Source organism: Veillonella parvula (assembly GCF_945949885.1).
Taxonomy (GTDB): domain Bacteria; phylum Bacillota; class Negativicutes; order Veillonellales; family Veillonellaceae; genus Veillonella; species Veillonella parvula_B.
On record NZ_CAMFFZ010000021.1, the window covers coordinates 22,626 to 39,457 of the forward strand.

The window sequence follows — 16,832 nt, forward strand, 5'->3', positions numbered from 1 at the left end:
TAGAGTCCAACAAATAGTTTATTCGCTAATAATCTTATGAACTAGTTTCTACATTTACTCGATACCAAATACTCGTTTGCCATTATTGAACGTAATTTCGCAGAACTCATCTACATCGAGTCCTTTAAGGCTTGCAATTTCTTCTGCCACAAACTGAGTTTTACTTGGATCATTACGACGGCCTCTAAATGGTGGTGGTGTCAAATACGGTGAATCCGTTTCAATAAGGATTCGATCTAATGGTACTTGTCTTGCCACTTCCTTGAGATTTGTAGACTTAGGGAATACTACAGGCCCTGCAAAGGAAATATAAAAGCCCATTTTAATGGCCTCTTTTGCCATCTCCCAGCTACCAGAATAGCAATGGAAAATGCCCCAATTATCCTTTCCCTCATTGCGCAAGATATTCATAATATCACCATGTGCATCACGGTCATGGATAATAATGGGCAAATCTACCTCCCGAGCAAGCTCTAGCTGACGAATAAATACGCGTTTTTGCGTTTCACAATCAGAAAAATCATAATAATAATCTAATCCAATTTCACCAATAGCACGTACCTTATCATTGTTAAGAGCTTCTTCCTTATAAAATGCGTAGTCTTCTTCTGTAAAGTCCTTTGATTCATGGGGATGAGTCCCTACCGCAGCATATAATCGATCATATTGTTTAGCCAAAGCTAAACCTGAATCAACAGTACCTCTGTCGACACCAGGAATCATAATATATTCTACACCTGTATCAAAGCAGGCTTGTAACATCACATCACGATCATTATCAAAGCGCCCATCATTCACATGAGCATGTGTATCAAAAAGTTTCATTATTTAACCACACTTCCTGCCGGTAATGATTCGATATTTGTTACCTCTAAATGTTCTTCCCAATCAGAGGCGGACAAGATCATACCATAAGACTCGATGCCCATCATCTTTTTAGGAGCCAAGTTAGACAAATAAATTACCTTTTTACCAACCATAGCCTCCGGTTCGTAATATTGAGAGATACCGCTTAACACTGTACGCTGTTCAATCCCGATATCCAATACAAATTTCAACAATTTCTTGGACTTAGGCACTTTTTCACAACTTACAACTTTAGCCACACGAAGATCGAGTTTCTCAAAGTCATCATAGGTAATATTTTCTTTTAAAGGTGGAATATTAGATGTATCTACAACTTCTTCAACTTCTTCTGTAACAATAACGTCTACCATTTCAGGAACTTCAAAACGTGGATAGATAGGTTCACCTTTTACAACTTTAGTACCTGTTGCCAATAATCCCCAAGTTTTAGCATCTTCCAATGTAGCAGCTTCAAAACTGGTAAGTCCTAATTGTTCCCAGATTTTTGGAGCGCCTACAGGAATTACAGGACTTACCAAGATGGCGATAATACGCAATGCCTCTGCCAAATGATACATCGCAGATTGAAGGCGAGCTTTATCTTTTTCATCTTCAGATTTAGCTAATACCCAAGGCATTGTTTCATCGATGTATTTATTCATACGACCAATAAATGTCCATACGCATTTAATAGCTTTATTAAGCCCCATATTCTCCATAGCCGTTTCAAAGTCTTTCACTGTTTGAACTGCTAATGAGGATACATCTCGATCTAAATCATCAATATCGTCACATTTTGTAATCACACCACCATGGTATTTTTCAATCATAGCAATAGTACGGTTTAATAAGTTACCTAAATCATTAGATAAATCTGCATTGATTTTTGTAACGAAGTTAGGCAACGTGAAGTTGCCATCATTACCAAGAGTAATTTCACTCAATAAGTAATAACGCAAGGAGTCTGCACCATAGGTATCAATCAATGGAATTGGATCGATAACATTGCCCAAAGATTTACTCATTTTTGTGCCGTCAACAATCATCCAACCGTGGCCAAACACCTTTTTAGGCAATGGCAACTCAAGGCTCATGAGCATCATAGGCCAAATAATAGTATGGAAGCGAACAATTTCCTTACCTACTAAATGAAGATCTGCTGGCCAATATTTTTTGTATAGTTCCCCATCTCCATCAAATGGAGCAAGAGCGCTAATATAGTTCACCAACGCATCGAACCAAACATAGACTACATGTTTAGGATCGAAAGGAACCTTTATCCCCCAGTCAAAAGATGTACGAGATACTGCCAAGTCTTCTAGACCTTGTTTTACAAATTGAATCATCTCATTACGACGAGATTCAGGTTGAATGAAATCAGGATTTTCTTCAATGAATTGTAACCATTGATCAGTATACTTGCCGAGTTTAAAGAAATAACTTTCTTCTTTTACTTTTTCTACAGGGCGTCCACAGTCTGGACATGTATGGTTTTCACCAAGCTTTTGCTCAGTCCAGAATGTCTCGCAAGGCGTACAGTACCAACCTTCATATTCGGCTTTATAAATATCACCCTTCTCATAAGCTTTTGCAAATAATTCTTGAACAACCTTTTCATGACGTTCATCGGTGGTCCGAATAAAGTCATCATTGGAAATATGCATTTTTTCCCACAATGCTTTGAAACCATTTACAATATTTGTAGTATATTCAAGAGGCGTAATGCCTTGTGCTTCTGCAGCGCGTTGGATTTTTTGGCCATGTTCATCAGAACCGGTCAAGAAACGTACATCATAACCAGCCAATCGCTTAAAACGAGCAATCGTATCTGCTACAGATGTACAATATGTATGACCAATGTGCAACTTAGCACTTGGATAATAAATAGGTGTCGTAATATAATACGTTTTCTTTGTGTCTCCCATGATGAGCCTCCTTCTAACCTTCGAATGGGAAGGTTTAACGTTCTACAATATTATATACATCCCGGCGGGAAACGTTAAAACGCTTTGCCACCTGGCGAATAGCTTCTTTTTTAGGTATCCCTGTATCTACAAGGGCTTGCACAGCATCTACATAAGATACTGGTTCATCCACCACTTCACTAGTATCGGACTCCACTGTATCAGCACCGCCTACAATGAGGACGAATTCTCCTTTATAGGTAAGCTGTTCGAAATTCTTTACAAGGCTTTCCAAATCGGTGCGTACAAAGGTTTCAAACTTCTTCGTCAATTCCCTTGCCACAGTAATGGAACGATTGCCAAAGGCTTCATACATATCTTCTAACACCTCTTGCAATCGATGTGGTGCTTCGTAAAACAGCAAGGTGCTCGTCACGTGTGAAAGTCGTTGTAATTCTTCAACCCGATGTTTACCCCGTTTAGGCAAAAACCCCGCAAAGGTAAAGGATTTAGTATCTAAACCTGATGCAATAAGCGCTGTTAACGCTGCATTAGCGCCTGGCAAAGGTACTACAGTTATGCCTTCTTCAATAGCCTTTATTACAAGATCTGCCCCTGGATCAGAAATGGCAGGCATGCCTGCATCACTGACACAAGCTACCGACTGTCCTTCTAATAAGAGCTCTATAATATAGGTCCCCTTCTCCTTATTATGTTCATGATAAGAAATCAAAGGCTTTTTAATGTCAAAATGTTTTAATAATATACCCGTATGTCGCGTATCTTCGGCAGCGATAGCATCTACTTCACCTAAGATACGAACTGCCCGATACGTCATATCTTCTAAATTACCTATCGGTGTGGGCACTAAAAATAAGGTGCCCCATTTGTTATCGTTCATACCAAGAGGACACCTCCTTCGTGTACACATTCGGTTTTTCATAAACGATAAGCGGTTGCTCCAGTACAAGACCAGCCTGACCTTGGTACATAGCCTCAATCAAAACTAATTTTGCCGGCTTATCCATCATACCATGAACAAACCGAATTCGCTTTACTTGAAAATGTAACGCTTCCAGTTCATGTAGCACATATTGTAGCCGGCTAGCACTATAGACCATCCACAAACGACCTTTACACTTAATAAAGGCCTGTACGGCTTTTATAACCTCTTTTAGAGATGTATGACCATCATGAAGGGCTAATGCTCTTTCTTCAGATGTAGGCTTTGCTCCACTTTCACAATCATAAAAGGGCGGATTAACAATAACACCATCAAAAGGCTTGTCTTGTACGTCACGGTACGACATATGCCGATAATCGCCACATAACATCGTTACCACATCTTGTTTATTATTATGCTCAACACTACGCTGAGCCAAACCGACGATAGTTTCGTTAATATCGATACCCGTTATATGCCCCGCCCCTAATGACGTGCCTATAAGCGGCATAACCCCTGTCCCCGTTCCAAGATCAACATAGCTATGACGACCATTAAATCGGCAAAAATGTATAAGAGCTATAGCATCAAAGGAAAAGCGAAACATATCAGAACGCTGGTAAATCTGTAAGCCATCTATAATTAAATCATCAAGTCGTTCTTGATCATTCATCAGGCAATGCCACCTCGGACCATTTCAAATCGATAGTACGGCCCGCTTCGAGCTGTACCTTTACAGTATGCTTATGATGATTTACCTTTAAAACTTTACCAATACCTTCGTCGGTAACAACCTCTTTACCAATACCTGGAGGAGCTACCTCTTGTAAAGCTTGTGGCCGTTCTTTTTTTACATAAAGATCGCCACCTTTTTTATATAAATCATCTTCGTAGTTAAGGCAACACATTAATCGACCGCATACACCAGAAATCTTTGTTGGATTAAGACTCAAGTTTTGATCCTTCGCCATGCGAATTGATACAGGTGTAAAGTCTCCTAAGAAATTAGAACAACACAACGGTCGTCCACAAGCACCGATGCCATTAAGTACTTTAGCTTCATCACGGACGCCCACTTGGCGTAACTCAATGCGCGTTCTAAATACAGTTGCCAAATCCTTAACGAGTTCACGGAAGTCGATACGGCCATCCGCAGTAAAGAAGAATATAATCTTATTCATATCAAATGTGTATTCCACATTGATGAGTTTCATCGGTAACTTACGTTTTTCAATTTTTTCTAGGCAAATTTCAAAGGCTTTTTCTTCACGTTCTTTATTCTTCTCGATTTGTTTCAAGTCCTTAGAAGTTGCCTGTCTAATAACAGGCTTAACAGGGGCAACAATAGAGTCTTCAAAGACCTCTTTAGGTCCAATCACAACCATGCCGTATTCTACACCACGAGCTGTTTCAACGATAACTCCATCCCCAACAGATAGTTCTAATTGTTCAGGCTGAAAATAATAAATCTTTCCCGCCTTTTTAAAGCGTACGCCAACTATGGTTAGCATTTAATCCTCCTCCCGAGCATCATGAAGGGCGATACAGAGACCGTCCACCACGAGAGCGGTTTTTATATGTAAACGCAAAGCCCGTTCTGCTTGCAATGTTTCGGTAATAACCTCTGACAATGCTTGCATGGACCAGCGCGGTAATAATCGTAATAATTGAGTCTTGTACATAGGTACTTGTAATTGCGTGTCTTGAGCCCCCATTTTAAGAGCCATCATATCTCTACTTATAAGGCGTAACCAGTGCATCAATTCCGTTAGATTTTCACGAGATAAGCTTTCACAAGCTAAGGAAATCATAGAAAACCATCGTGTTTCAAAGGCCAACATATCCATCACCTTAACGGCTAGCTCCAGCATTTCGATGAGACCTTGTGTCGCCAGTTTCTCCACTAATTGTGGATTACCATGACCAGCTAACAAAGCCTGTTCTATATCACCGGTGATTCCACGCGCTACAAGAGCGGTGCGAATCGTATCTACATCAACACTATTAAAACCAACGCCCATACATCTAGAAATGATGGTAGGCAATACGGTGTTAATCTTGTTCGTAATAATGATGAAGTACACCTGTTCAGGTGGTTCTTCAATGGTTTTTAACATGGCATTTGCCATGACTGCATTAGCTGTGTGAAAGTCCTCCACAATGACAACGCGGTTTCCATTGCCCGCCACAGAGAGATGATCTTGTAATAATGAATACCACTGCTCTACCTTTAAGGTTGCTTTCATAGGACGAATCCAAAAGGCATCACCCTTATCCATATAGGTAGGTAATCCTTCGGTTTCGATACGTTTTTCCGTATCCCCATTTGCCAAACGGGCTTCCTTAACCTCTGCTAAATAAGATTCCCCCTTGGGTTGAGAGAACACTTGACGTCCTAGTAATAAAGACGCTAGGCCTATGGCCATATCCAGTTTGCCAAGTCCAGATTCACCATAAAACAAGAGGCTATGCGGTAATGCATTACGACTTACAAGTTCAGATAGGTGTGCCTTAATCGAATCTTGACCAATTATAGAATCAAAATATGTCATAGCGCCTCCTATCAATACATGCCCAATATTAATATTATATAGGAAAAAGGCGACTTTTAAAAGAGTCGCCTTTTTCTAAGGTAGTAGATTTACTACTGCTTTATATACATCATTATGAATTTCTTCAATAGTACGCAACGTATATTGACTAGAATCATCTTTACCAGAGCAAGGTATGCGGTGCCATTGATAACGCTTTACTAATTCTTCATACGCATCATGAACGGCTACTAAATATGCATGATTCCCTTCGTGAATATCACCAGTATTGCCCCCAGTTTTACCAATACGCTCGGCCATAAGGGCTTCGCTCACTTCAAGGGGCATATCCAAAAGGCATACCGCATCAGGTTTAGGCAAGCCAAATTTTTGGAACTCAAAATCTTCAAGCCAATCTAAAAATGCAGTCCGCTTCTTCGGATCATCATATTTTACCATTTGGTGTACCATGTTTGATGTGGTGTAACGATCTGCAATGATGATGCCACCATTTTTGTAAAACTGTTCCCAATCAGTTCTAAAGGAAGCAAATCGATCGATGGCGTACATGGAACTTGCCACATAAGGATTTACATCATGTACATCTTTGCCAAATTCACCGGCTAAATACATTTTGATAGGCATAGCGGCGCCGCTATCATAGTTTGGAAAACTCACAGACTTAACGGCATGCCCTTCTTTGATCAAGCGCTCTACTAAGAGTTTAGTTTGTGTAGCCTTGCCGCTGCCGTCTCCGCCTTCTAATATAATCAAAGTCCCCATAATTACTCCTGTAACACCCAAATTGTTTCCAATGTCATATCATCAGCCCCATTCGGTACATAACCTAGAGCCTTGCGATTCTCTATATATTGTAACACAGAGTCACTAATCTCTTCACCTACTGCTACACATGGAATACCTGGTGGATAATAAGCAATGGTCTCCCCTGCAATGCGATGAAGTGCTTCTTTTAATGGTACTTGCTCACGATTTGCATACATAGCATTACGAGGGGTAACACAAACTTGAGGTTCTGGTAGCAAAGCAGACTCGCTGCTAGGTTCATATAAGCCCGCTACATCTATGCTTCTAATGCTTGAGGAATCTCCTAGTACGTCATCACTCACAGCTCGTACAGCCTTAATAAGGATATCTACAGATTCTTTAGTGTCACCAATTGTAATAAGTACTAACACATGATTTGCCTGCACTAACTCCACTTCGATACGATGATTACGCAATAAATGTTCAAATTCTACACCTGTTAAACCTAAGCCTTTTGCATCGATTAGAACCTTAGTAGAATCATAGTTTATTATGGTCTCTTGAATATCTGTATATTCCATAGTAGCAATACCAGAAATTGTATTGAGTTTCTCGCGTAAATATGCGCTCAACTCTACTGCTCGACTTACTAAATCTTTACCTTCTGTGGCTAATTGATGGCGCGCCATATCTAAGGAAGCCAGAAAAATATAGTTTGGGCTCGTACTTTGTAGCATTTGATGCATCTGCGTGATACGCCGTTTATTGATTCTTTCACCTTGCCCTAATAGCCAAGATGTTTGTGTCAAAGAGCCAACAGATTTATGTGTACTTTGTGCCACTAAATCTGCTCCAGCCTCTATAGCCTCTACAGGCAATTTTTCAGAAAACGGCAAATGAGGACCATGAGCTTCATCAACCAGAACAATAAGGCCCCTCTTATGAGCTTCTTTTACAATACTAACAATATCTACACCTACTCCATAATAGTTTGGATAGACTAAAAGAATTGCCTTTGCTTCAGGATAAGTATCCATCGTTGTAATAGCATTTTTTAAAGATACTCCTAATGGAATCCCCCATCGTTCATCAAAATTGCAGTCCATATATACTGGTTTGGCCCCAGATAAAACAAGACCACTGATAACGGAGCGATGCGCCTCCCGAGGAATGATAATGGTTTCATCAGGGCCTATAGTGCCCATGATCATAGCTTCAATCAAAGCTGTAGTGCCATTAATAGAAAACCAACAGTGCTCAGCGTCATATAGTTCAGCCGTTAAATCTTGCGCTTCTTTTAACTCTCGTTCGGGCTCATGTAAATCATCTAAGGCATACATAACGCCTAAATCATAGGGTAGCGCTGGCCCCATCCAGTCCTTTAATAATTTAGGTGCTTCACCACCTATCTTATGTCCTGGTGTATGAAAAGGCATAAAATGTTTCTCTTTATAGGATTCTAAAGCCTCTACAAAAGGCATTCTTTCTTGATTACTCATATGTACCTCGTAAAAAGGGCATGAATCTCTATGAGACTCATGCCCTTATGCATGTATTTATCGATGTGGACGACGTTTAGGATTAAATTGATTCATCCCTTTATCAATACCCACCTCTAAGGTTCCTAGTACAGCTTTCACCGTATCCTTGATACCTTTTTGTACTTTCTCTTGCGACTCTTCAGTAAATGGCGCTAATACATGATCAGTCACAGTCCACTGTGGCAAGGGTCGGCCTATACCCACACGGAAGCGAGGAAAATTCTCCGTACCCAAATGAGATATTAACGATTTAATACCATTATGACCACCAGAGCTACCATTTGGTCGAATACGCAACTTGCCTACGGGTAAATCCATATCATCATAGATGCAATACACATCAGATGGATCAATTTTGTAGTACCGCATCAACGGTCCTACAGACTCACCACTTACATTCATAAATGTTTGCGGCTTTACAAGCAATACTTTTTCACCATCCACGGTAATACTGCACACCTCTGCACGTTGCTCCTCTTTCCAAGGCGTATGAGGTACGCTGTCGGCAATGGCGTCAATAACCATAAATCCAATATTATGTTTTGTCGCTTCATATTGCTTGCCTGGATTACCAAGGCCTACTACTAATTTCAAGAACCACCTATTATTTGTCGAATAAATTACTTACAGATACTTCATGGAAGATACGCATAATTGCTTCGCCCAACAATGGAGCTACAGATAATTGCGTAATATTCGATAACTTACAATTTTCTGGCAATGGAATTGTATTAGTAACGATAAGTTCCTTAATGTTGGAATTTGCAATTCGTTCACTTGCCGGATCTGTCAACACTGCATGCGTAACAGCGGCAGTAACGGATTTAGCACCGAATTCTTCCAATGCTTTAGCACCTTCAACCAAGGAGCCCGCTGTATCCACGATATCATCGATAATAATACAGTTTTTACCCGCTACATCACCGATAAGATTCATAACTTTAGCCACACCTGGTTCAGGGCGTTTTTTCTCAATGATTGCAATCGGTGCACCGATGCGGTCAGCCAAATCACGAGCTCTTGTAACACCTCCAAGGTCTGGAGATACAACGATAACATCTTCCATATTTTTTTCATTGATATATTTAGCCAAAATAGATGCGCCGAACAAGTGGTCTACAGGCACATCAAAGAAACCTTGAATTTGGCCTGCATGCAAATCAACTGTTACAAGACGTGTAATACCTGCCGTTTGCATCAAATTAGCTACTAACTTAGCTGTAATCGGCTCACGACCGCGAGTCTTACGGTCTTGGCGAGCATAGCCATAGTAAGGAACTACCGCAGTAATATGACGTGCAGAAGCACGTTTTAGCGCGTCAGCCATAACCATGAGTTCCATTAAATTATCATTTACAGGATAGCTTGTTGGTTGAATGATAAATACATCTTTGCCACGTACGCTTTCATCAATCATAATTTGTACTTCGCCATTATTAAAACGACCTACAAATGCTTCACCTAAAGGCAACCCTAAATAATCACAAATTTCCTTTGCCAATGCAGGATTTGCATTACCTGTGAAAATCTTGAGTTTTTTGCCGTCTTCAAATGCCATTTTGTTACCCTTTCATTTGCTCCTATACTGGTTACTTATCCATAATCCATACATTACAGATACACACTATTGCCTTTTTATTGTATACTATTTTGACCTAATTGTGTTAAAAAATATGAGATTTTTTTATTTCTTTTTGAAAGTATCCTCTGTTACCCAATTTTCTTTCACAATTTGCTTGCTACGACCTACCGCCAATGCCTTATCCGGTACATTCTTGGTGATAGTAGAACCTGCACCAACATAACTATAATTACCTACTGTCACAGGAGCTACTAAATTACTATTACAACCAACAAACGCACCATCCCCGATTGTGGTACGATGTTTAACTTTACCATCATAGTTTACGGTAATAGTGCCACATCCAATATTAACACCAGCACCTACATCGCTATCACCGATATAGGAGAGATGTGGGAACTTAGTGCCTTCTCCAACATTAGAGTTTTTAACCTCTACGAAGTTACCTACATGAACCTTGTTACCAAGAACAGTATTCGGACGCAAATGAACATATGGGCCTACATCTACACCGTCTTTTACTTCGCAGTCATGGCCATAGGTAAAGTGGATAATCGTATCATTACCAACTTTAACATTCGTCAAACGAGTATGTGGCCCAATTTCACAACGTTCACCAATCTCTGTATTACCTTCAAGGATTGTACCAGGATGTAGGATAGTATCCGCGCCTACAGCTACCTCTGGAGCTACATAAGTATTATCTGGGTCAATAATTGTTACCCCTGCAGTCATTAACTCAATATTTTTACGATGTTTTAATATAGATTCAGCTTCCGCTAATTGCAAGCGAGAGTTTACACCTAAAGACTCTTCAAAATCTTTAGTCATGTATGCGCTTACTGTATCGCCACCATTTACAAGAATACCAACTACATCAGTAATATACAATTCACCTTGAGCATTATCATCAGATAGCTGATCTAAGCAAGGCCATAATTTTTTACTGTCAAAAGCATACATACCTGTATTTACTTCTTGAACGACTAATTCTTCTGGCTTGCCATCTTTCTGCTCTACGATGCGAACTACGGAACCCGCTTCATTGCGAATGATGCGTCCATAACCAGTTGGATTCGGCATATGAGCAGTTAAGATCGTAGCTGCTGCACCGGAATTTTTATGTTCTTCTAAAAGTGCTTCTAAGCTTTCTTTTGTAACGAGTGGCGTATCACCGCATAACAATAAGATTGTACCATCATAATCACCAAGTACGGGTTGAGCCATTTTAACTGCATGACCTGTACCATTTTGTTCTTCTTGACGAACAAATTCAGCGCGCTCCCCCAAGTAATTTTGTACTGCATCGCCGCCAAAACCAACGATAACAACATCGCGATTTGTACCAATGGATTGAACCGTTTCAAGAACGCGTTCTACCATCGCCTTACCGCCAACCTTGTGCAATACTTTTGGCAATTTAGACTTCATACGCGTACCCTTACCAGCAGCTAAAATAAGGCTTGCAATATTCATAATAATCTCCTATCTGTTATCTCTTATATCTCTAAACCATTGTAAATATTGTTTACGTCATTATTTAGCCCATAGACCAATACTCAATATAAATCATTATATCAGCCAATAAGGTTCCTAATATTAATGATTTACTCTTCATCTAACACAGACTCAATACTAATTTTCTTTGTATTTTCATCGATGCCATAAAAAGTAAATAGTGATTCATAATCATCGATCAACTTTGGACTTGGTTCAGCTGTAGCAACAAGAACACCTGTACCAACAACGACACCACTCATTTCAAGAACTAATTCCTTAAGTCCCTTAGCAGTACCGCCAGCTTTCATAAAGTCATCGATAATTAACACCTTAGCATTTGGAGGAATTGCCCGCTTAGTTAACGTCATAGTTTGAATACGACCAGAGGAACCTGTTACATAATTAATGCTAATAGCAGAACCTTCTGTCACCTTACTATCACGTCTAGCAATAACAAGTGGTTTATTAAAAGCTCTCGCTACCATTACAGCCAAAGGAATCCCCTTTGTTTCTACGGTCAAAATATAGTCCGGTTCACGGTCCACGAAACGAGTCATAATAATCTCACCTAGACGTGTCATTACATGCCAATCATATAAGATGTCAGACATATAAATAAAACCACCTGGAATGATACGATCTGGTTCCATTAGACGATCTTGCACATCGCGTAAAATATCATTCGCTTGCGTGCCCTTACGATGCGGAATAAATCGTACCCCACCAGCTACACCAGCCACTGTTTCTAAGGTCCCCAGTTGAAAGTGCTCCATAGACTGTCTTACACAGGTTAAATCTTCACTAACCGTTGATTTAGCCATTCCAAAGAAGTCACAAAAGTAATTTAAAGGAATCAATTTTTGCGGTGAATCAACTAACAGTTTTGTCATTGCCACCATTCGTTCTACGCGCCGTACTTTATCCATAGGATTATCCTTTACCATTTATCATATAACTATTGAGTACACTCATCAATTTAATATCATGAGTCATCACATATATCTAATATTTATTATACCATAATTTCCGAATATTCGAGGTTATGAATACATTATAATTCGGTAAAAGAAAAACTCTCTAGCATTTTATACAAGAATATGATTTTAGTCTATAAACCTATCATACAGTTATATAAAGCTAGAGAGTTATTATTATAAAATATAAACCTTTACAGATTGACGTCCAAACTGCAATGCTTCTGCTCGAGAATCAAAAGCTAAATCAATGCGATGCCCTTTAATAGCACCACCTACATCGTCAGCTACAGCATAGCCATAACCTTCAATATATAATCGCGTTCCCAAAGGAATTAATTTTGGGTCTACAGATACAAGTCCCTTCCGTAGACGACTACCTGTAGCTGTATATTTTCCGTTGCCAGGATCTTGAGATGAATAGCCACTAGCCTCCATCGTTAAAGCCTTTGAGTATTTGCTAGGTGCACCATTATTATTTTTTGTACTTTGACCACCCTTACGTTTTGCCGTTTTCTCTAAGGCTTTCATTGTAGAAGAACCAACACGACCATCTACAGCAAGCCCCTTAGACTTTTGAAATTTTCGTACAGCTTGCTCTGTATTATGTCCATAAATACCATCAACAGAATCATGCAAAAAACCTTGATGCTTTAACATGGTTTGCACCTTACTAACGTGATGCCCTCGTTGCCCTCGATCAATAGTTTTTGCTAATGATACAGAGGATACCATTATAATCATAGAAACAAGCGTACATGCAATAATTATTTTTTTTATCATATATACCTCACCTTACATTAAGTAGTATACTATATAGGTTTAAATAATCTATAAACCATAGAAGCTCTATTAATATCAATAATTCATATATATTAAATTATAGTTATAGTAATAGTTTTAAAGGTGTACTACATATATATCATAAAATTATAAGATACCAATGAAAATCTCCATTATATCCTGCAAGAATATTCGCTTAGATTACTTCTAAAATCGAAAATTCTCTTCAGTCTACAATGGAGATTTAATAGTTATATTTAATTTTAGCAGTTATGGTATACACCAATATGACATTCTTTTCGGTTTGCACCAACAAGTCTTAAGAAGAGATAGCCGTATATTGCCGAAATTAATGAACCAAGGATTACGCCACCTTTTGCCATTTCTTGAGCATGACCTGGATCAAATGCCAAGATAGATACGAAAATACTCATTGTAAAACCTATACCACATACAATCGCAGTTCCATATACATGCTTCCAATTAGCTTCTGTCGGCATTGGTACAAGGCCGCATTTCACCATCGCAAATACTGCACCAAAAATACCTAATTGTTTCCCTATAATAAGACCTAATGCAACGCCAAGCACTACAGGATGCGTTAAGTCATTAACAGATACATTTCGTAAATCTACACCAGCATTAAAGAATGCAAATATTGGTACAATTAAAAAACTAACCCAATTGGATAATAAATGTTCCCAATGTTGCATTGGGCGAACATACTTACAACCTCGTTTACCTCTTGAAGGAATTGTCATAGCTAAGATTACACCAGCCATAGTTGCATGTAAACCAGATTTTAATACACAATACCAAAGAATAAACCCTAAAATGATATATGGCAAAGGTCGTACATATCCTTGCTTATTACAGTAGATTAAAGCAGCTACAACTACGACAGCCGCACCTAAATACATCATATGAATACTTGATGCATAGAAAATTGCAATTACGATGATAGCAATCAAATCATCTATGACGGCAAGGGCTGTTAAGAATACTTTCATCGAATTCGGCACTCTAGATCCTAATGCAGATATAATGCCGATAGAAAATGCAATATCAGTAGCAGTCGGTATCGCCCAACCATGTATATATTCAGGATGAAAACCTGCAATTAAGTAGTATATAAAAGCAGGTGTTAAAACACCAAACAATGCAGCAATACCAGGCATTACACGCTTAGCATTAGTATTAAGTTCACCTGCTACTAATTCTCGCTTAACTTCTAGACCTACAAATAGGAAAAAGATTGCCATCAATGCATCATTAACCCATTCTAAAATCGTTAGATTTCCTATATGGTGATTAACGATATGGAAGTATTGTTCAGATGATGGCGAGTTCGCTAAAATTAAAGCGAGCACTGTTGCTCCTAGCAGTACAGATGTAGCTGCACCTGGAGAACGTAAGAAAACAAAAATGCGTTCCATTTGAATCCTTTCTATACTTTCAAAAAGATTATCTTATTAAATTTTACCACGCATCTTGCGTATTTGGTAAGCTAAAATTAGAACAATCGCACCTAACAAACCTGCCATGATAGAGCCTATAAAAATACCTACCTTAGCCATTTCTTGAGTTATACCAGGCGGGAAAGCCAATGTAGCAACAAAGAGGCTCATAGTAAAGCCAATACCACAGAGAATTGCTGTACCGTAAATTTCAGGCCACGTTGTATTTGTAGGCATCTTAATTGCTTTAGATTGAACTAAAATATATACAGCAGAGAATATACCTAATTGCTTACCTAAAATTAACCCGAATGAAACACCTATAATTACAGGATGGAACAAGTTGTCCATCGAGAAATCAGCAAAGGATACACCAGCATTTAGAAAACTAAATAGCGGTATAATTAAAAAGTTTACCCAATTACGTAATGCATGAGCCCATTCTTCCATTGGATATACTACTTTATCTATCACTTTACCTTTAAAAGGAATTGTCATGGCTAGTACAACACCAGCAATGGTAGCATGAACACCGGACTTTAAAACTAGATACCAAAGAACTAAACCAAGAACACAGTACGGAAGTGGTCTTAGATAGCCTTGCTTATTAGTATATACCAGTAAACCTGTTACGGCAGCAGCAGCTATTAAGCCCATAAAATTGACGCCAGCCCCATAAAAGAGAGCAATAACAACGATAGCAATCAAATCATCAATAATAGCTAATGCAGCTAAAAAGGCTTTCATCGCTGTAGATACCTTTTTTCCAAGCATCGTAATAACGCCTATAGCAAAAGCGATATCAGTAGCGGTTGGAATCCCCCATCCATGCCTATATTCTGGCATATATCCAGCCGCAAAATAATACACAATGGCCGGCGTAATAACACCTGCAAACGCAGCTAATACGGGAAGCACACGTTTCGCCTTCGTATCAAGTTCCCCAGAAATCATTTCTTTCTTGATCTCTATACCAACATAAAGGAAAAAAAGAGCCATTAAGGCATCATTAACCCATTCCAGTATAGTCATTGGACCAAGATGTATTTGCATAACCGCAAAATACTGAGCTGCCATTGGAGAGTTCGCTACAAGAACCCCTAAAATTGCGGCGGACAGTAATGATATCCCACCAGCAGACTCCGATTGGAAAAATGCTTTTATAAAATTCATTAAGCACCCCTCTATTCTATTATTCAATATACGAAAAGTACGTATAATTTCTATAGATTAATGATAACACATCACTTCGAAAATAATCAATACAGTTACTATGTATACATAGAGATAGCTCATATCAAATTCAACAAGATTAATATGTGTTGTATCTATTCATATCGATATAAATATGATACAATATATACATCGTGCGGGCGTAGTTCATCGGTAGAATGCGAGCTTCCCAAGCTTGAGAGGAGGGTTCGATTCCCTTCGCCCGCTCCATACATAAATAGCTGTGATATACTACATCACGGCTATTATTATGTATAATGATATAATAATCATATATTTGTTTGTATATTTAATACAAAGAGTTAAACATGAAATTAAGTGCAAGAAATCAATTAAAAGGTACTATCGTTGAGATTCAAGAAGGCGCTGTAAACGCAATCGTAAAAATCAATGTAGGTAATGATAACATCGTTACTGCTGATATTACAGTTCAAGCTGTTAAAGAATTGGGCTTAGCAGTTGGCAAAGAAGCTGTCGCTGTTATCAAATCCACTAGCGTAATGGTTGGTGTAGAATAAAATATTTAGAGCTACTTCGGCGGCTCTTTTTTTTGTATAAAAATAATACCTGGTAGAAACATAGTTTGCCTCCTACCATTAGCCACGACATCCTATCACACTCGCCCATGACAGTATTTAAAACAGTCTTTTACTATACAGTGCTTATTGTAGAGCTTCGTCGAAAGTGATGTGTGGACATCATCCATCGCATAGATCTAATTACTTTTCGCTTGCCCTACTTGCTTCCTCATTGTGGATTTTCCTTCACTG

Annotated in this window: 16 protein-coding genes and 1 tRNA gene; 2 read left to right on the plus strand and 15 right to left on the minus strand. The window is 38.9% G+C overall.

Annotated features, from left to right (window positions below; all coding sequences use genetic code 11):
* Window positions 1-54: 54 nt before the first annotated feature.
* The 15 genes from Q7O55_RS07045 to nhaA (Q7O55_RS07115) all read right to left on the minus strand — a co-directional run bounded on the left by Q7O55_RS07045 (window position 55) and on the right by nhaA (Q7O55_RS07115) (window position 16,002).
* A complete protein-coding gene (locus Q7O55_RS07045) occupies window positions 55-825 on the minus strand; it encodes a TatD family hydrolase (RefSeq protein WP_303929419.1) in 771 nt (256 codons plus the stop codon).
* On the minus strand, window positions 825-2,771 hold the full coding sequence (gene metG, locus Q7O55_RS07050; RefSeq protein WP_303929420.1) for a methionine--tRNA ligase: 1,947 nt from the start codon (window positions 2,769-2,771) through the stop codon (window positions 825-827). Before metG ends, Q7O55_RS07045 begins: the two co-directional genes overlap by 1 nt.
* 34 nt (window positions 2,772-2,805) lie before the next feature.
* The gene (gene rsmI / locus Q7O55_RS07055) at window positions 2,806-3,651 is read right to left on the minus strand and encodes a 16S rRNA (cytidine(1402)-2'-O)-methyltransferase (RefSeq protein WP_303929421.1); all 846 of its coding nucleotides are present in this window, start codon (window positions 3,649-3,651) and stop codon (window positions 2,806-2,808) included.
* The gene (locus Q7O55_RS07060; RefSeq protein ID WP_303929423.1) at window positions 3,641-4,366 is read right to left on the minus strand and encodes a tRNA1(Val) (adenine(37)-N6)-methyltransferase; all 726 of its coding nucleotides are present in this window, start codon (window positions 4,364-4,366) and stop codon (window positions 3,641-3,643) included. Before Q7O55_RS07060 ends, rsmI begins: the two co-directional genes overlap by 11 nt.
* Entirely contained in the window at window positions 4,359-5,204 is an 846-nt protein-coding gene (locus tag Q7O55_RS07065) for a stage 0 sporulation family protein (protein WP_303929425.1), read from the minus strand. Before Q7O55_RS07065 ends, Q7O55_RS07060 begins: the two co-directional genes overlap by 8 nt.
* Window positions 5,205-6,245 (minus strand): hypothetical protein, encoded by a 1,041-nt coding sequence (locus tag Q7O55_RS07070; RefSeq protein WP_303929427.1) that lies wholly within the window; start codon window positions 6,243-6,245, stop codon window positions 5,205-5,207. It abuts the gene before it with no gap.
* Window positions 6,246-6,320: 75 nt separating this feature from the next.
* A complete protein-coding gene (locus Q7O55_RS07075) occupies window positions 6,321-7,007 on the minus strand; it encodes a thymidylate kinase (protein ID WP_303929429.1) in 687 nt (228 codons plus the stop codon).
* 2 nt (window positions 7,008-7,009) lie between these two features.
* Complete coding sequence (locus Q7O55_RS07080; RefSeq protein ID WP_303929431.1) at window positions 7,010-8,491, minus strand: aminotransferase class I/II-fold pyridoxal phosphate-dependent enzyme; 1,482 nt, start codon at window positions 8,489-8,491, stop codon at window positions 7,010-7,012.
* A 57-nt stretch (window positions 8,492-8,548) separates the two neighbouring features.
* Window positions 8,549-9,127, minus strand: a complete 579-nt coding sequence (pth, locus tag Q7O55_RS07085) for an aminoacyl-tRNA hydrolase (RefSeq protein ID WP_298713688.1) — start codon at window positions 9,125-9,127, stop codon at window positions 8,549-8,551.
* A gap of 10 nt (window positions 9,128-9,137) precedes the next feature.
* On the minus strand, window positions 9,138-10,091 hold the full coding sequence (locus Q7O55_RS07090; RefSeq protein ID WP_303929435.1) for a ribose-phosphate pyrophosphokinase: 954 nt from the start codon (window positions 10,089-10,091) through the stop codon (window positions 9,138-9,140).
* A gap of 126 nt (window positions 10,092-10,217) precedes the next feature.
* The gene (gene glmU, locus Q7O55_RS07095; RefSeq protein WP_303929437.1) at window positions 10,218-11,591 is read right to left on the minus strand and encodes a bifunctional UDP-N-acetylglucosamine diphosphorylase/glucosamine-1-phosphate N-acetyltransferase GlmU; all 1,374 of its coding nucleotides are present in this window, start codon (window positions 11,589-11,591) and stop codon (window positions 10,218-10,220) included.
* A gap of 131 nt (window positions 11,592-11,722) precedes the next feature.
* A complete protein-coding gene (gene purR, locus Q7O55_RS07100; protein ID WP_303929439.1) occupies window positions 11,723-12,541 on the minus strand; it encodes a pur operon repressor in 819 nt (272 codons plus the stop codon).
* Between the two features lie 225 nt (window positions 12,542-12,766).
* Entirely contained in the window at window positions 12,767-13,372 is a 606-nt protein-coding gene (locus tag Q7O55_RS07105) for a 3D domain-containing protein (protein WP_303929441.1), read from the minus strand.
* A gap of 263 nt (window positions 13,373-13,635) precedes the next feature.
* A complete protein-coding gene (gene nhaA / locus Q7O55_RS07110; protein ID WP_303929443.1) occupies window positions 13,636-14,808 on the minus strand; it encodes a Na+/H+ antiporter NhaA in 1,173 nt (390 codons plus the stop codon).
* Window positions 14,809-14,844: 36 nt separating this feature from the next.
* Window positions 14,845-16,002, minus strand: a complete 1,158-nt coding sequence (gene nhaA, locus Q7O55_RS07115; RefSeq protein ID WP_303929445.1) for a Na+/H+ antiporter NhaA — start codon at window positions 16,000-16,002, stop codon at window positions 14,845-14,847.
* Window positions 16,003-16,198: 196 nt separating this feature from the next.
* On the opposite strand from nhaA (Q7O55_RS07115), the gene Q7O55_RS07120 reads away from it, so the two are divergent.
* Together Q7O55_RS07120 and Q7O55_RS07125 are read left to right on the plus strand one after the other, a co-directional pair.
* Window positions 16,199-16,272, plus strand: a tRNA-Gly gene (locus tag Q7O55_RS07120).
* Window positions 16,273-16,370: 98 nt separating this feature from the next.
* Window positions 16,371-16,580 carry a molybdopterin-binding protein gene (locus Q7O55_RS07125; RefSeq protein ID WP_295818101.1) on the plus strand — a complete coding sequence of 70 codons (210 nt, stop codon included), beginning with the start codon at window positions 16,371-16,373 and terminating at the stop codon, window positions 16,578-16,580.
* Window positions 16,581-16,832 lie beyond the last annotated feature (252 nt).

What these genes read in the sequence shown, in the direction of transcription:
- Q7O55_RS07045 (WP_303929419.1), bottom strand. Translation starts at nt 825, where the DNA reads ATGAAACTTTTTGATACACATGCTCATGTGAATGATGGGCGCTTTGAT.
- metG (WP_303929420.1), bottom strand. Translation starts at nt 2,771, where the DNA reads ATGGGAGACACAAAGAAAACGTATTATATTACGACACCTATTTATTAT.
- rsmI (WP_303929421.1), bottom strand. Translation starts at nt 3,651, where the DNA reads ATGAACGATAACAAATGGGGCACCTTATTTTTAGTGCCCACACCGATA.
- Q7O55_RS07060 (WP_303929423.1), bottom strand. Translation starts at nt 4,366, where the DNA reads ATGAATGATCAAGAACGACTTGATGATTTAATTATAGATGGCTTACAG.
- Q7O55_RS07065 (WP_303929425.1), bottom strand. Translation starts at nt 5,204, where the DNA reads ATGCTAACCATAGTTGGCGTACGCTTTAAAAAGGCGGGAAAGATTTAT.
- Q7O55_RS07070 (WP_303929427.1), bottom strand. Translation starts at nt 6,245, where the DNA reads ATGACATATTTTGATTCTATAATTGGTCAAGATTCGATTAAGGCACAC.
- Q7O55_RS07075 (WP_303929429.1), bottom strand. Translation starts at nt 7,007, where the DNA reads ATGGGGACTTTGATTATATTAGAAGGCGGAGACGGCAGCGGCAAGGCT.
- Q7O55_RS07080 (WP_303929431.1), bottom strand. Translation starts at nt 8,491, where the DNA reads ATGAGTAATCAAGAAAGAATGCCTTTTGTAGAGGCTTTAGAATCCTAT.
- Q7O55_RS07090 (WP_303929435.1), bottom strand. Translation starts at nt 10,091, where the DNA reads ATGGCATTTGAAGACGGCAAAAAACTCAAGATTTTCACAGGTAATGCA.
- glmU (WP_303929437.1), bottom strand. Translation starts at nt 11,591, where the DNA reads ATGAATATTGCAAGCCTTATTTTAGCTGCTGGTAAGGGTACGCGTATG.
- purR (WP_303929439.1), bottom strand. Translation starts at nt 12,541, where the DNA reads ATGGATAAAGTACGGCGCGTAGAACGAATGGTGGCAATGACAAAACTG.
- Q7O55_RS07105 (WP_303929441.1), bottom strand. Translation starts at nt 13,372, where the DNA reads ATGATAAAAAAAATAATTATTGCATGTACGCTTGTTTCTATGATTATA.
- nhaA (WP_303929443.1), bottom strand. Translation starts at nt 14,808, where the DNA reads ATGGAACGCATTTTTGTTTTCTTACGTTCTCCAGGTGCAGCTACATCT.
- nhaA (WP_303929445.1), bottom strand. Translation starts at nt 16,002, where the DNA reads ATGAATTTTATAAAAGCATTTTTCCAATCGGAGTCTGCTGGTGGGATA.
- Q7O55_RS07125 (WP_295818101.1), top strand. Translation starts at nt 16,371, where the DNA reads ATGAAATTAAGTGCAAGAAATCAATTAAAAGGTACTATCGTTGAGATT.